At 56.9% G+C, this 14931-nt stretch carries 10 protein-coding genes (1 of these 10 cut by a window edge); all 10 read left to right on the plus strand.

The features are described 5' to 3' along the window. Positions 1-1196 precede the first annotated feature (1196 nt). Complete coding sequence (locus tag Q2B33_RS07900; protein ID WP_300572552.1) at positions 1197-2150, plus strand: sugar ABC transporter permease; 954 nt, start codon at positions 1197-1199, stop codon at positions 2148-2150. A 12-nt stretch (positions 2151-2162) separates the two neighbouring features. Next, positions 2163-3119: a carbohydrate ABC transporter permease gene (locus Q2B33_RS07905; RefSeq protein WP_300572549.1), complete on the plus strand. Its 957-nt coding sequence runs from the start codon at positions 2163-2165 to the stop codon at positions 3117-3119. A 236-nt stretch (positions 3120-3355) separates the two neighbouring features. Continuing rightward, complete coding sequence (locus tag Q2B33_RS07910; RefSeq protein ID WP_300572546.1) at positions 3356-3826, plus strand: VOC family protein; 471 nt, start codon at positions 3356-3358, stop codon at positions 3824-3826. A 31-nt stretch (positions 3827-3857) separates the two neighbouring features. Next, on the plus strand, positions 3858-4628 hold the full coding sequence (locus tag Q2B33_RS07915) for an SDR family NAD(P)-dependent oxidoreductase (protein WP_300572543.1): 771 nt from the start codon (positions 3858-3860) through the stop codon (positions 4626-4628). A gap of 251 nt (positions 4629-4879) precedes the next feature. Continuing rightward, on the plus strand, positions 4880-6586 hold the full coding sequence (locus Q2B33_RS07920; protein WP_300572540.1) for a sensor histidine kinase: 1707 nt from the start codon (positions 4880-4882) through the stop codon (positions 6584-6586). Continuing rightward, a complete protein-coding gene (locus Q2B33_RS07925) occupies positions 6564-7409 on the plus strand; it encodes an AraC family transcriptional regulator (protein ID WP_300572537.1) in 846 nt (281 codons plus the stop codon). Before Q2B33_RS07920 ends, Q2B33_RS07925 begins: the two co-directional genes overlap by 23 nt. A gap of 9 nt (positions 7410-7418) precedes the next feature. Next, entirely contained in the window at positions 7419-8987 is a 1569-nt protein-coding gene (locus tag Q2B33_RS07930) for an ABC transporter substrate-binding protein (RefSeq protein WP_300572534.1), read from the plus strand. A 70-nt stretch (positions 8988-9057) separates the two neighbouring features. Continuing rightward, positions 9058-11418 (plus strand): glycoside hydrolase family 3 C-terminal domain-containing protein, encoded by a 2361-nt coding sequence (locus Q2B33_RS07935; RefSeq protein ID WP_300572531.1) that lies wholly within the window; start codon positions 9058-9060, stop codon positions 11416-11418. 186 nt (positions 11419-11604) lie between these two features. Further along, on the plus strand, positions 11605-12837 hold the full coding sequence (locus tag Q2B33_RS07940) for a hypothetical protein (protein ID WP_300572528.1): 1233 nt from the start codon (positions 11605-11607) through the stop codon (positions 12835-12837). A 115-nt stretch (positions 12838-12952) separates the two neighbouring features. After that, positions 12953-14931, plus strand: the 5' portion of a protein-coding gene (locus Q2B33_RS07945; RefSeq protein ID WP_300913942.1) for a glycoside hydrolase family 2 TIM barrel-domain containing protein. Its footprint extends 247 nt past the window's final position; the window shows 1979 of its 2226 coding nt (coding positions 1-1979); it begins with the start codon at positions 12953-12955; the stop codon falls past the right edge of the window.

Below are 14931 nucleotides of genomic sequence, written 5' to 3' on the forward strand. Positions count from 1 at the left end.
CTACACTCTTTCCCTACACGACGCTCTTCCGATCTATGACGGCTACTGCATCAGCATGTACTATCCCGGCTATATGTGGTCAGGCGGACTGTGTTCCTCCTTCGGGGGCGGAACGCCCATGTTCTATGTGAACGACCAGGGGCAGGCCTGCTTCGGCGGCGTATCCGACTCCTTCCGCACCTATCTGGAATGCCTGTCTGCCTGGTATGAGAAGGGCTGGCTGGATAAGACCTTTGACCAGAAGACAAGCGATGCCCATTACGCCATCGACTCCGCCAAGATTCATCAGGGCAAGATTGGCATCTGGTACGGGCAGCAGTCCACGCTGGGGAACCGGATCTACAACCAGAACGATCCCTCCCAGACGCCTCTGGCAGAGGGCATCTTCGTAGCCGGAGCTCCCATGCCCATCAATGATATTTACGGGCCGGAGGAATGCCGGAATGTGATTCCGGACTGTACCGCAGCCGGAGTGGGAATGCAGGGATCGCCGGTCTATATTACCACCAAGGCCGTGGAGGACGGCAAGGATATCGCGGCGCTCTGCGCATTCTTCGACTATTTCTATACGGAGGAAGGGGCCGTGGTGAAAACCGTGGGACTGAACCAGGAGCAGGTGCAGGCCAGCGGCAGCGACTTTTATGAGAAAAACGGCCTGACAGAGGGAGCCTATACCAATGTAAGCGATGGAGAGTATCGGTACAGGCTGGCGGACGCTCTGGCACTGGACGGCGGAAACCTGAAGATCGCGGTCTCCGCGGACAAGATGCCCGGGCTGGCCCTGGTAAAGAGCGTGGATAAGTGCCAGTCCGCTACCTTCAGGGCCAGCATGGATGCATGGATCAAGTATCCGAATATCGGACTGTGGAACGGAACCCCCGGCTTCCTTATCGAGGAAGAGGACAGCAAGGCCATTGACAAGATCCGCACCAAGCTGCTGAACTACTTGGACGCCCATACCATGGAATTCATCAAGGGACAGAAGGACGTGACGGACGACAAGACATGGGAGGACTGGTGCACCATGCTGCGGAAGCAGAATTATGAAAAGGCCCTGAACCTGGTTCAGCCCTATGTGGAGAAATACGATTTCCGTCAACCCTGAGTATTTGCGCCTGAGGCTGTTGGAAATACTGATAAATTGCGAACGGACAGTCGTTTTCCAACAGACCCGGTGAGAATGGAGACAAAATAGTATGGCAAAAAAAGACAACCCCTTCCAGACCCGAAAGGTTCCCTGGAAAAAGGATTTAAAGATGAACTGGGGCGTGTACCTGATGTTTATCCCGATTTTCCTCTATACCCTGGTGCTCCATTATATCCCCATGTTCGGTATCGTCATGGCTTTCGAGGATTATGACATAAACAAGGGGTATTTCAAGAGCCCCTGGGTGGGGATGGCCAATTTCGTGGAGCTCTTCAGCGGTTCGGATTTTCCACGGGCGATCTTCAATACGGTGGTCATCGCACTGTTGAAATGTACCGTGGGATTCGTCATGCCCATCCTGTTCGCCTGTCTGCTGAGCCTGCTGCGCAGCAAGAAGTACAAGAGGACGGTGCAGACCTCGTCCTACCTGCCCAACTTCGTGGCGGCGGTCATCGTGTGCTTCCTGGTTCAGGAATTCGTGAAGCAGGACGGGCCCATCACCCTGCTGCTGCACCACCTGTTCGGCCTGGAGAATACCAACCTGCTGGCGGATCCAAACCCGCCCACCTTCTGGATCATTTATCTGGTGATGGGAATCTGGCAGGGCATCGGCTGGGGCTCCATCATGTATGTGGCGGCCATCGCCACGGTAAGCGGAGACCTGCATGAGGCGGCGGCCATCGACGGGGCCACCCGTCTGCAGCGGCTGACGAAGATTACCCTTCCCTGCATCATGCCCACCATCGTGATGATGTTCGTCCTGGGAATCGGAACCAGCTTCGCGGCGGGCTATGACAATATCCTGCTGCTGTATATGCCTACCACCTATCCGGTGGCGGATACGATCTACACCTATACATACCGGCTGGCATTTGCGGCGGGAGGCGCCAGGGACTATTCCCTGTCCGCGGCATCCGGGCTGTTCCAGTCCATCGTGGGCACGATACTGTTGATGGGATCCAATTATATGAGCAAAAAGGCAAGCGGTTCATCGCTGTTTTAGGGAGGTGGAAAGATGGCATTCTCATGGAAAAAAAGCATTCCATGGAAAAAAAGTATTCCAAGTAAGAAAAAATACAATGAAGATGACAGGGTCTCCACCATGATTGAACATCCCGGCGTGGGAGACCGGATTGTGGACGTGATCGTGATTCTGCTGTGCGCCCTGGTGGCCTTCTGCAGCATCATTCCCATGTGGCATGTGCTGATGTCCTCGTTCTCCGAAGGGCAGGCGCTGCTGTCCAAGGAAGGGCTGGTGCTCTGGCCCGTGGGAGAATTCAATCTGGAAGGGTATGCCCATATCTTTAAGGATGCCAGCATCATAGACGGATACGGCAATACGCTCTTCTATACCATAACCAGCGTGGCCCTGGGCTTCATGATGGCGGCCATGGGGGGATACGCCATCAGCCGCCAGACCAGGCTGAGGACGCCCATGATCCTGTTCCTGACAGCCACCATGCTGTTCGGGGGAGGCATGGTTCCCACCTATATGGTGATCAACGCCCTGGGATGGGTGGAAACCCCGTTGGCTTTGGTGATTCCCGGGTGCACCAACGGCATGTTCAGCATCATGATGATGAATGCTTTCAATTCCGTTCCCCATGAAATGTATGAGGCGGCCAGGATCGACGGCGCGGGACACTTCACCACCATGTGGAAGATTATGCTGCCCCAGGCCATGAACTTAGGCTCGGTGATCATTCTGAATTCCGTGATTGCCGCCTGGAACGCATGGCTGCCCGCATCCATCTATGTGCCCAGGAGCAGGCATCTGTGGCCCCTGCAGTTAGTGATCAACCAGCTCATCAACGAGAACAAGGATTTCCTGGATTCCGCCAACCCGGATTACAGCAAATACCTGATTCAGTTCGCGGCAATCATCGTGGCGGCAGCGCCGCTGATCCTCCTCTTCCCGTTCTTCCAGAATAAGCTGGAGAAGGGGGTTATCGGAGGCGGCGTCAAGGGCTGACGCGGTGCAGCCGCAGAGAATAAGCCTTATGAAAAATCGCTGATTTGACGCCCTGTCCGCCGACAGGGGCGGCCAAGCGGTTCCTGTAATATCGAAACGAGTTGAAATACCCTGCAAGAATCCTGTTTCCTGCGGGGTATTTCCGGATAGCGGAAGGAAAGAGAGCATGGACTCCCGGAATCCTGGCAGGCAGGATCAGGCGAGAGTGTATTTGAAAACGAAACGGAGGAGAGAAAATGGAAAAAGGATATGCAAAAGGCGTATTTCAGGTAGGGATCATGGTCAGCGATATAGACGAGTGCATCAGGCTGTTCTGCGACACACTGGGCATGAAGGTGGTCTTTGACGCCAGGAACCAGATACAGCCGGCCCAGGGGCTGTCGGGGGTGGAAAAGCAGGTGATGAACTGCCTGATGCTGCACGGCGAGGGCGGCGTGGATCTGGAGATCCATCAGTACATCGACCCGCCCGCAAAGCCCTGTCCGCCCATGAACCACAACGACCTGGGCTCCATGCATTTCATGCTGCGGGTGGACGACATCCAGGCTGTGGCACAGAAGGTGCAGGCCCTGGGATATGAGCTGATGAACCCCATCGTGGAGAGCGCCCACATTCCCGGATTCAAGTTCACCTATTTCCGGGGGCCGGAAGGGGTCATGGTGGAGCTGCACGAAGGGGAAGTAAAGATGCCGAAGCGGGAGGAATGACATGGGGAGGGATGACGTGAGGAGGGATGATATGAGCTATATGGAGGGGTTTGACCTGACAGGAAGGTGCGCGGTCATCACAGGAGGCGGAAGCGGAATCGGCAAAGGGTGTGCGCTTATGCTGGCGCAGGCCGGGGCTTCGGTGCTGGTGGTGGGCCGCCGTATGGGAAAATTAAAGGAAGTACAGCGGGAAATCCTTGAAAAAGGGGGAATCTGCGAATGCTTTTCCGCCGACCTGACCAATGAGGAAAGCTGTAAGGACATGGTGGCATACGCAGTGGAGAAATTCGGGCGGGTGGATATCCTGATCAACAGCGCAGGCTCCCGGGGTGCCCACGGCAGCCTGGAGGAAGAGTTCTCCATGGAGAATTACCGGGAGACCATGGACGCCGATTTTGCATCCACCTTCATGGCCATAAAGTACGCCTATCCGGAATGCGCGAAGAACGGCGTGGGATCCATTATCAATATTGCGTCATTGGCCGCGCTGCGGGCTTCGGGGCCCATTGTCTATAGCGCGGCGAAAGGGGCGGTGAGGAGCTTTTCCAGGGTGCTTGCCAAGAGGCTGGGGCCGGAAGGGGTAAGGGTGAACACCATCTATCCCGGTTTCATCGTCACGGAGATGACGGAGAAGATTCACGAGATGCCGGAGCAGGAGGCGAAAATGAAGGCGGACTCGCCGCTGGGGCTTTTGGGGGATATCAAGGATATCGCATACTGTGCGCTTTATCTTTCTTCCGATGCATCACGATTTGTGACAGGGCAGGATTTCATCGTTGACGGCGGGGCAATGTGCGGATAACATTATTGCTCTTTCATGTCTCCGCCAGGCATTATACTGCATAACGCTGAATACTGCCTAATGCAATCAAGCGATTGAACCAGTCAGCGTTATGCAGTCTGGTTTCACGGCAAGTGAAATCGTTAAGCAGTAAAACTTGCATATTGGAGTGAACAATATCCGGATGACAAAAGTGCAGAGGGGGATTCCTCAAAATCAGATTTTACGATATAATGAAAAGGTAACCCGAACAAGACAATGGGACTAGCGATATGAAACATAAATTCAGCCTGTTCCGGCGCAGCCTGGTCATACGGCTCTGGAGGATGATCTGTATCACGGTGGTCCCGCTGATTCTGGGAACCCTTATCCTCACCGGGCTGTTCCTGGGAAATCTGTGGGAGGAACAAAAGGACCTGCGCCGGAGAGAACTTGACCTGTCCATGTCCCCCCTGTCAGGGGGCCTGGAGCGGATTGAGACAGAGATGGACGATGTGATGATGCGGTACATGACGCCGCTGACAGTGCCCTCCGGCGCGGATGCCATGGCCAGTTATGAGATGGTGGGGGATCTGGAAAAGATTCTGGCGGAGACCCAGCTGCCGGGGGCGGTTTCGGTGCTGGAGAAATCAGGCAGGAAACTGTATACCAAATTTACCCCGGATACCTACGAGCCGGAGGAGGCCGAGGCCATCCGCACTGCCCTGGGACAATATGTCGCCGTCTCCACGGGAGGGTGGAGCATCCGCAGCATAGCGGGGCATACCTTTTACGTGCGCAATTACCAGTTCGCGAACTATTGCCTGACCTTCCGGCTGGATCTGGAGAAATATCTGTCCGAATCCCTGTTCGGGCAGGGGCTGACCCGGGAACCGGTGTATTTTACGGACGGTCAGGCCATTCTCCGGATCACGCCGGAGCATACGGCGAAGGTCATCGGCCGGAACTGGGAGCTGCTGGGGGAGGAGCTGGGGGAGGAATGGATAGAATGGACGGCGGAAGAGGGCGGCTGCCGCCTGCGGATGAACGGGGAAACGCATAACGGGCTGAACAGCGGCATCCTGCTGTTCTGGATGCTTGCGGCGGTATTCGGCTGTCTGGTGCTGTTCGTGCTTCTGTGGTGGGTGCTGCGCAGGCTGATTCTGTATCCGCTGTACCTGCTGCAGAAGGGGATGAAGCAGCTGGAGGAGGAAAACCTGGACTACAGGATTGAATACAGAGAAAAGGCAGAATCCTCGGAGTTTCAGTATATTTACGATACCTTCAACCAGATGGCCAGGGAGATAGGGCTGTCCAGGGAGAAGGACATCAAGATGTACCAGGCCCAGCTGGACAACCTGCGGCTGCAGGTAAATCCCCATATGCTCTTGAATTCCTTCAACATGATCTACAGCCTGGCCCAGATGCGCAATTTTGAATGCATCCAGGAGTTTTCCATGTATCTGGTGGAGTATTTCCGCTATGTGCTGAAGGAGACGGACGCTTTGGTGCCCCTGGAGAAAGAGATGCATTTCGTGGAAAGCTATACGGGGATTCAGAAGATCCGCTTCCCGGGCGCCTTCACCAGTGTCTACAAGATGGAGGAGGGGCTGGAGCACGCCATGGTGCCGCCCCTTCTGGTACAGAATTTCGTGGAGAACGCCATGAAATATGCCCTGATACCTGGGAAGTGCATAGAGGTGCTGATCAATATCCGCAGCGAGAACCACAGGCTGCTGATCTCCGTCTGCGACACAGGCAGCGGGATTAAGGACGAGGTGCTGGAAAAGCTCCGCGGCGGCCAGGCTTACACGGACAAAAGGGGACAGAAGCACATCGGCATCTGGAACTGCCGCCGGAGGATGGAGGTGTTTTACGGCGGGGAGGCCAGGATGGACATTGTCAGCGGAAGCGGGGAGGGGACCCAGATCTGGCTGGATCTGCCCCTGATTCGGGAGAAACAGGAGGGGAACGGTTATGAGGATTTTGGTGGTGGATGACGAATATTTTGCCGTCCAGGGGATCCTGAACGGGGTGAACTGGGATGTGCTGCCCTACGAGGAGATCCTGCAGGCGGGCAGCTACGGGCAGGCGGTGGAGCTGCTTACCCCGAAGCCTGTGGATGTGGTGCTCTGCGATATCGAGATGCCGGACGAGAGCGGCCTGGAGCTCATCGCCTGGGTCAACGAGCACTGGCCGGAGACGGAATGCATCATCTTAAGCTGCCATGACGAGTTCGACTATGCCAGGCAGGCCGTGTCGCTGAACTGCCTGGAATACGCCCTGAAGCCGGTGCGCTACGACAGGCTCACCCAGATGCTGCGCCATGCGGCGGAGGTGGTGGAGGAAAAGCGGCACCAGAGGACCCTCTCGGACTACGGACAGAAATACATCGACCGCATCTCGGCAGAGAAGAAAAAGGAAGCCCCATCCAATGAGGGCGTGGCGGAAAAGGCGGCGGCATATATCGAGCAGCATATCGCGGAGGAGCTGAGCGTGCGCAGCCTGGCGGACATGGCATATGTCAGCAGCGACCATCTCACCAGGCTGTTCAAGAAGCGGTTCGGATGCTCTGTCAGCGAGTATGTGTACCAGCGCAGGATGATACTGGCGGGGGAGCTGCTGAAGGATGAAAATATGACCGTCACCATGGTTTCCGGCATGGTGGGCTACGGGAATTATTCCTATTTTACGGATCAGTTCCGGCGGTATTACAAGATGACGCCCCGGGAATACGCGTCGAAGGCAAAGCAGGGGGTAAGTCATACGCCCCGCGGCAATGACGCCCCGGGAATGCCCGGAGAAGCTGAGAAAAGGAGATAGAGGCGGAGGATGAAGAAATGGGGATTGATCCTGCTGTGCGCGGGAATCCTGTGCCTGTCCGCCTGCGGCAGGGAGGGGGACGGCGGGCAGCCTGGAGAGAAGGGAGCGCTTTCCGGTGATGAGGTTGGGCAGCCTGGAGAGAAGGAAGCGGCTTCCCGGGATGACAGCGGGGAGGGAAAGTCCGCGCCGGAGAAGGTGGTGATGACCTATCAGGTGACAAAGGGCAGCATCATAGACGACCTGGAGGATGTGGAGAGGGCCGTCAACGAGATATCCGTCCCTGCCATCGGCGTGGAAGTGGAATTCAAGGTCATAGACGCCCAGGAGGCCTTTTCCAGATATCCGCTGTGGATCAGCAACAGGGAGCCGGTGGATCTGATGGTTCTGAACTACCAGGATATCACCCGGTACGTGGACAGGGGCATGCTGCGCTCTCTGGACGATATTCTATACGAGTATGGAACGGATATCCGCGCAGTGTCCGAGGAGCGGTATGACCTGACCCGGGGGGCGGTCCTGGATCGTTTCACATATGGGGTGTCTGCGGCGCAGGCTTACCTGGGCAGCGGCACGGGAATCATCCTGCCCAAGCGGTATGTGGCGGAGACCGGACTTTCCTATGACCCCGCCCATGTGTATACGCTGGAGGAGCTGACGGAGTGGTTCGCGGCTTTGAAAAGGCTGTACCCGGATCGCTATCCCCTGGGGCTTGTGACAGCGGGAAATACGTATTCCATGCAGAGCTTTTTCATGGAGACAGGGGAAGGCGTGGCAGGGGAAAGCACCTCCGGAAACCTTCTGGACGCTTCGGAAATGAAGATTTATGACAGGTACGCATCGGAGGCCTACAGGGAGTTCCTGGGCTATGTGCGGCAGTGGTATGAGAGCGGGTATCTGTATCCTGACGGCGCGCTGACGGATTATACCGTCGAGGAGCTGATTCTGCTTGGGAAGATTTGCGCCTATCCCTCCATGAGCGTGCCGGAGAGCATCGAAAACGGATATTTCCCGGAGGAGATGGTCTGTCTGCGGACGACGGAGGTTTCGGTGTCAGCCGGACATTCCAAGAGTGGCTTCTGGGTGATTCCCTCTACCAGCGAGCATGCCGAGGCCGCCATGAAATTCCTGAACCTGATGTACGCGGACGTTTCTGTGGCAAACCTGATCCAGTGGGGCATCCGGGGCAGGCATTATGAGGTGGCGGATGAGGAGAACGGCCTGATCGCCTGGACAGGGGGGGCGCCTTCGGGCTATTATAATCCCCTGGGGCTGTACGGCGACCGGAGCAGGCAGTATGAAATGTGCTCCCTGGAGGCGAAGCGGCAGAAGGAGGTCTACGAACGGGAGGCGGTGCGCAGGGAAAGCGCCGCGGAAGGGTTCGTCTATTCTTCGGCGAAGGTTTCCGGGGAACTGGACGAGATACAGAAGGCGATCACGAAATATGTGCCTATCCTGGAGAGCGGCAGCGTGGATCTGGAGAAATACTATCCGGAATTCCTGGAGGCGCTGCAGCGGGCGGGCATGGACAGGGTGGTTGCGGACAAGCAGCGCCAGCTGGACGCCTGGCTGGGAAGGTAGACGGGCGGCAAAAATATAGTGCCGGCGGTCAGGATGCAGGAAGGCTGGATAGAAAAGAGAGGAGTATGCGATGAAAAAGACTTTGGATGTGGAAAAGCTTCTGGCGGAGATGACATTGGAGGAGAAGGCCCAGATGTGCTCCGGGCGTGACTTCTGGTTTACCCAGGACAACGAAAGGCTGGGGATCCCGGGAGTCATGATGTGCGACGGGCCCAACGGGCTGCGGAAGCAGACGGGCGAGGGGGACCATCTGGGCATCAACGAAAGCATAGAGACGGTATGCTACCCCACGGCCTCCGCTTTCGCCGCCTCCTTTGACAGGGAGCTTTTGGAGCAGCTGGGAGAGCTCCTGGGACAGGAGTGCCAGGCGGAGCATGTGGCCATGCTTCTGGGGCCGGGGGTGAACATAAAGAGGAGCCCTCTGTGCGGCAGGAATTTCGAGTATTTCAGCGAGGATCCATACCTGGCGGGGAAGCTGGCGGCTTCCTATATCCGGGGGCTCCAGAGCCAGGGCGTGGCGGCCTGCGTGAAGCATTTCGCCGCCAACAACCAGGAGACCCGGAGAATGTCCGGCAGCTCCCGGGTGGAGGAGCGGACATTGCATGAAATCTATCTTCCCGCCTTTGAGGACGCGGTGAAGGAGGGGCATGTCAGGAGCGTGATGTGCGCCTACAATGCCGTCAACGGCACATTTTGTTCGGAGAATGAGGAATTGTTGAACGGCATTTTGCGCAGGGACTGGGGATTCGACGGGTTTGTGGTGACGGACTGGGGCGCTACCAAGAGGCGTCCTCTGGGGATCAAGGCAGGGGTGGATCTGGAAATGCCCGGCAGCAGGCAGGGGAAGACGGAGGCAATCCTGAAGGCCCTGGAGGAGGGGACGCTCACCCGGGAGGAGCTGGATCAGGCGGTGAGGAATCAGCTCCGCTTCGTCAGGGAGGCTCTGGAGAACCAGAAGGAGGATGCGGTCTTTGACAGGGAGGCGGCGCGGAGGAAAGCGGAGGAATTTGCGGCAGAGTGCGCCGTGCTCCTGAAAAATAACGGTGTCCTGCCTCTGAAGAAGGGGAGCAGGGTGGCGTTTATCGGAAGCTTCGCGGAAAAGCCCCGGTACCAGGGGGCGGGCAGCAGCCATATCAATGAAAAGCATCCCATGGCGGCGCTGGACTGCATTGGAGGGATGGAGGTGTCCTATGCAAGAGGGTATGATGCCTCCGGCGGACAAATGGAGGAGGGTTCCGGCAGTCAGATGGAAGATGTTTCCGGCAAACGGACGGAGAAGATTTCCGGCGGACAGACGGAGGACGCTTTCGGCAGACCGACAGAGAATGCTCTGCTGAAAGAGGCGGTGGAGACCGCGAGGAATGCGGACGTGGCAGTTATCTTCGCCGGGCTGCCGGAGAGCTTTGAGACGGAGGGCTGCGACAGGGAGCATATGAGAATGCCCGAAAACCAGAACGTGCTGATACGGGAAATCGCGAAGGTGCAGAAGAATACCGTGGTGGTGCTCCACGGAGGCTCGCCCATGGAGCTGCCCTGGTATGATGATGCAGCAGGGGTGCTGCTGGTGCATCTGGGAGGAAGCGCGGTGGGAGCCGCCACGGTGAAGCTGCTTACGGGAGAGAAGAATCCTTGCGGCAGGCTGGCGGAGACCTGGCCCCTCAGGCTGGAGGACAACCCTTCCTATCTGGATTTCCCCGGGAAGAACGGCGTGGCCAACTATCGGGAAGGGCTGTTCGTGGGATACCGTTATTATGATAAAAAGAAGATGCAAGTGCGTTTCCCCTTCGGCTATGGCCTGTCGTACACGGCGTTTGAATACAGCGATCTGAAGCTTGACCGGGAGCGCGTGGGTGACGGAGAGATCCTCCGGGTTTCCTGCAGGGTGAAAAATGCCGGGAACCGGGACGGCCGGGAGGTGGTTCAGCTCTATGTGGCCCCGGAGAACAGCGGCGTGATTCGGCCCGTGAAGGAACTGAAGGGCTTTGCCAAGGTTTCGCTTGCGCCGGGGGAAGAGAAGGAGGTCAGCTTCCTGCTGGATAAGAGGGCCTTTTCCTATTACGAGGAGAGGATTCACGGGTGGTTTGAGGAGAGCGGCAGCTATGGAATCCTGGTGGGGGCGGCGGCGGCGGATATCCGTCTGTCCGGCAGGGCGGAGGTGGAGTCCGCGGACGAAATTCCCATGGAGTACACTCGTTTTTCCACCATCGGAGACCTGGCGGCTACGGCAAAAGGCAGGGAAGTGCTGAAGGGCCTTCTGCACAGGGCGGACGATTCCCAGGAGATGCATGAGGCGCAGATGTCCCAGAACATGGGAGAGGGGACGGACAAGATGATGCAGTCCATGATGATGGAGATGCCCCTGGGGGCGCTGGTGTCCTTCGGGAGGATGACGGAGGAACAGCTGGAGGCTTTGCTGGGGATGCTGAAATGATTTCTCCGCATGGCGGTACCTGAAGGCATCAGGAGCCGCCGGGAAGCTGCCTGTGAGCATATTTGTCGGATTTCTTGTATTTCATATCGGATTTGTGGGATTCTTTTCTGTTTTTTTCTGGTAGGATAAAGCTATCAAATAAATGCAGGTTTCAAAAGACCGCATGAGAAGACAGGAGAGAGGATTATGAAAAGTAAGAGAATAGCAGCTATATTATTAAGCGGCGCATTGTCGATTTCCATGCTGGCAGGATGCGGGAACGATGCGGAAAAGGAAAGCTCAGGCCAGGAGCAGTCCGGCAGCGGGGAAGAGACTTCCCAGCAGAGCGAGGAGCCGTCCGAATCCACGGAGGAATCCGAGGGGGCCGGGGAGTCCGAAGAGTCACAGGAGTCTCAGGAAGCGCCTGCGGATGCGGATCCTATGGAGAGGATTACTCAGGGACGTTATTTCTACGGGTACAATGCGGGAGGAGACCTGGACATGTCCTACTTCTTCCACTTCTATGAGGAGCAGCCGGTGCTGGGGAAGGTGTTCTATGCCGGCTTTGCCATCAACCAGATTTATTTCCATGGTACATATGAGGTGACGGAGGAGCCCTATGAATATGCGTGCTGGCCCAGCAGAGAGGAGCGGGCGTCAGCTGCGGAGGACGCGGAGGCTCCCGCGGGAACGGCGCCTTATACCATCACCTTCTATGACTTTGACGGGAATGAGCTGGACAAATGCGGATTTGACGGCGAAAATGTCTATAATGACATGGTAAACATTACCGGTGTAGGCGGCGAAGACGCAATTTACCGCTACGATGATCCGGAAGGTGAGAACAAGGATGTCTACGACGGCGAAGTAGGCTATGCGGTGGTGGACATTGAGGGTGTGGATGACGCCACCTGCCAGCTGCGGCTGTGGCACACCGGAAGGTACCAGGATTTGGTTGACATGGAGATCGAGGGGACCTGGACAATGGAGCAGGGAGCGGACGCGACCACCTATACCCTGACGCCGGATGACGACACGGATACCGGAGCTGTGGTAGTGGTAAATAATGATGGCACAGCTGTCTATACGCCGGATGGAGGCGATGCGGTAGAAATGAAGCAGGCGGGCGCAAGCGTGACAAGCTCCTTCGCGGGAGACGGCCCTGAGGTATCGGGGGCGGTGACATCGGTGGTTCTGGAGATGTACTCTGACGGTACCGCCAAGGTGAACATCAGCGCCTTCGGCACGGTGATGCCTCTGGACGAGGGAACCTGGGAAGCGGAGAACGAGTATACCTTCAAATTCAGCCTGGGCACGGCAGGGGAGCTTACCTCCGAGCTGGGAGAGGAGGGACTGCCCACAGTGCATTATGTGCAGGCGGGAAGCCAGGTAGGCGACCTGGATGTGGTGCTGACTTACGTCATGCCGGAAGCAGAGTAAGGAAGTGTCTACAAATAATCGGTGCTTCCTAATATGCTTTAGATGGGTCAAATGGGTTTAGGAAAAGCCTGCAGCCGATAGGCTGCGGGCTTTTTTTAGAAAGAGGAGAAGGGATATGCGCAGAATCATTGATTTAAATGAAAACTGGGAGTTCGTAAAGGAAGGAAAATCGGAAAGAGTCGATTTGCCCCACTGCTGGAACGCCGTGGACGGGCAGGACGGGGGAAATGATTATTACCGGGGCGTCTGCCTGTATGGGAAAGAGCTTCCCGGGGTGGAGCGCGGGGCGGACGAGAGGGTCTACCTGGAGTTTGAGGGCGCGAATGCCATTGCGGAGGTCTCAGTGAACGGTACGAAGCTGTGCCGCCATGAGGGAGGATACTCCGCTTTCCGGGTGGACATTACGGAGGCGCTGGGGGAGGAGAACCGGATTGAGGTGCTGGTGGACAACGGCCCAAGTGATTCCGTCTATCCCCAGAAGGCGGATTTTACCTTTTACGGCGGAATCTACCGCGACGTAAGGCTGATCATCGTGCCGGAGACCCATTTTGACCTGGATTATTTCGGAGCGCCGGGAATCCAGATCACGCCGAAGGTAAACGGCGCGGATGCGGAAGTGACAGTGCGGGCTTATGTGAAGGGGGATGCCGAAGGCGTGCGGGTGACGGTTGATGGTTTGACCTCCATAGAAGCCGCGAGGATTTCGGAATCCGAAGGAAATGTGCAGGTGTGGGAGGCGAAGCTCCTGTTGACCAATGTGCATTTATGGAACGGAAGGAAGGCCCCTTATCTGTATCATGCGGATGCGGAGCTGACAGTGGACGGCGTGGCGGCGGACAGGGTGGGGGCGGATTTCGGATGCCGCACTTTTTCCTTTGATCCGGAGCGGGGATTCTTCCTGAACGGGGAACCCTATCCTCTCCGGGGCGTGTCGAGGCATCAGGACTTTGCGGGGGTGGGGAATGCCGTTACGAGACAGATGCAGGATCTGGACATGGAGCTGATCCTGGAGACTGGCGCTACCTCCGTGCGTCTGGCCCACTATCAGCAAAGCCGGTATTTTTACGATCTGTGCGACCGCAAAGGCCTGATTGTATGGGCGGAGATTCCCTACATTTCCGTACATATGCCCGGAGGGCGGGCCAACACGGTGTCCCAGATGCGGGAGCTCATCGCCCAGAATTATAACCACCCCTCCATCGTCCTGTGGGCGCTGTCCAACGAGATCGGCGTGGGCGGCGTGACGGAGGATTTGCTGGAAAACCATCGTATTTTGAACGATTTGGCGCACTCTATGGACGGCACCCGGCTGACAGCCATGGCCAACGCCTATATGCTCCCTATGGACAGCCCGCTGAACGACATTCCCGACATCTTTGCGTATAATCTGTACTTCGGATGGTATGAGGGGGAGCTTCAGGATAATGACGCCTTCTTTGAGAAATTCCACAAAGCTTACCCGGACAGGTGCATAGGCCTCACGGAGTACGGCGCGGACGCCTTCCACGGCCTGCAGTCGCCGGCGCCGGAGCAGGGGGATTATTCCGAGCAGTTCCAGGCGCTGTACCACGAATATATGCTGAGGATGTTCCACAGGATGCCCTATCTGTGGGGCACCTATGTGTGGAACATGTTCGACTTCGGCGCGGACGGAAGGGACGAGGCGGGAGATTACGGCAAGAACCACAAGGGTCTGGTGTCCATGGACCGCAGGGTGAAGAAGGACGCGTTCTATGCGTACAAGGCCTGGTGGAGCGATGAGCCCTTCGTCCATCTGTGCGGCAGCCGGTATGCGGATCGGACGGAGGAGGAGACGGAAATCAAGGTCTACAGCAACCAAAAAAAGGTGGCGCTGTATGTGGACGGCGCATGCGCGGGAGAACAGGAGGGTGACCATGTATTTGTCTTCAAAGTGAGAATCTCCGGGGACCATGAGATTCTGGCTAAGAGCGGCGGGCTGGAGGATTCCATGAAGATACGCAGGGTGAGCGAGAGGAATCCGAAGTATTTTCTGAAGGCCTCCGCCATCCACAACTGGTTCGCGGAGCCGGGCATGGAGATCGTTCCGGGGCATTTCTCCATCAACGATACCCT

This window comes from uncultured Acetatifactor sp. (genome assembly GCF_948601915.1).
Lineage (GTDB): Bacteria > Bacillota > Clostridia > Lachnospirales > Lachnospiraceae > Acetatifactor.

Excerpts from the sequence above, each read along its gene's own strand:
- Q2B33_RS07900 (WP_300572552.1), top strand. The coding sequence starts at position 1,197 with ATGGCAAAAAAAGACAACCCCTTCCAGACCCGAAAGGTTCCCTGGAAA.
- Q2B33_RS07905 (WP_300572549.1), top strand. The coding sequence starts at position 2,163 with ATGGCATTCTCATGGAAAAAAAGCATTCCATGGAAAAAAAGTATTCCA.
- Q2B33_RS07910 (WP_300572546.1), top strand. The coding sequence starts at position 3,356 with ATGGAAAAAGGATATGCAAAAGGCGTATTTCAGGTAGGGATCATGGTC.
- Q2B33_RS07915 (WP_300572543.1), top strand. The coding sequence starts at position 3,858 with ATGAGCTATATGGAGGGGTTTGACCTGACAGGAAGGTGCGCGGTCATC.
- Q2B33_RS07920 (WP_300572540.1), top strand. The coding sequence starts at position 4,880 with ATGAAACATAAATTCAGCCTGTTCCGGCGCAGCCTGGTCATACGGCTC.
- Q2B33_RS07925 (WP_300572537.1), top strand. The coding sequence starts at position 6,564 with ATGAGGATTTTGGTGGTGGATGACGAATATTTTGCCGTCCAGGGGATC.
- Q2B33_RS07930 (WP_300572534.1), top strand. The coding sequence starts at position 7,419 with ATGAAGAAATGGGGATTGATCCTGCTGTGCGCGGGAATCCTGTGCCTG.
- Q2B33_RS07935 (WP_300572531.1), top strand. The coding sequence starts at position 9,058 with ATGAAAAAGACTTTGGATGTGGAAAAGCTTCTGGCGGAGATGACATTG.
- Q2B33_RS07940 (WP_300572528.1), top strand. The coding sequence starts at position 11,605 with ATGAAAAGTAAGAGAATAGCAGCTATATTATTAAGCGGCGCATTGTCG.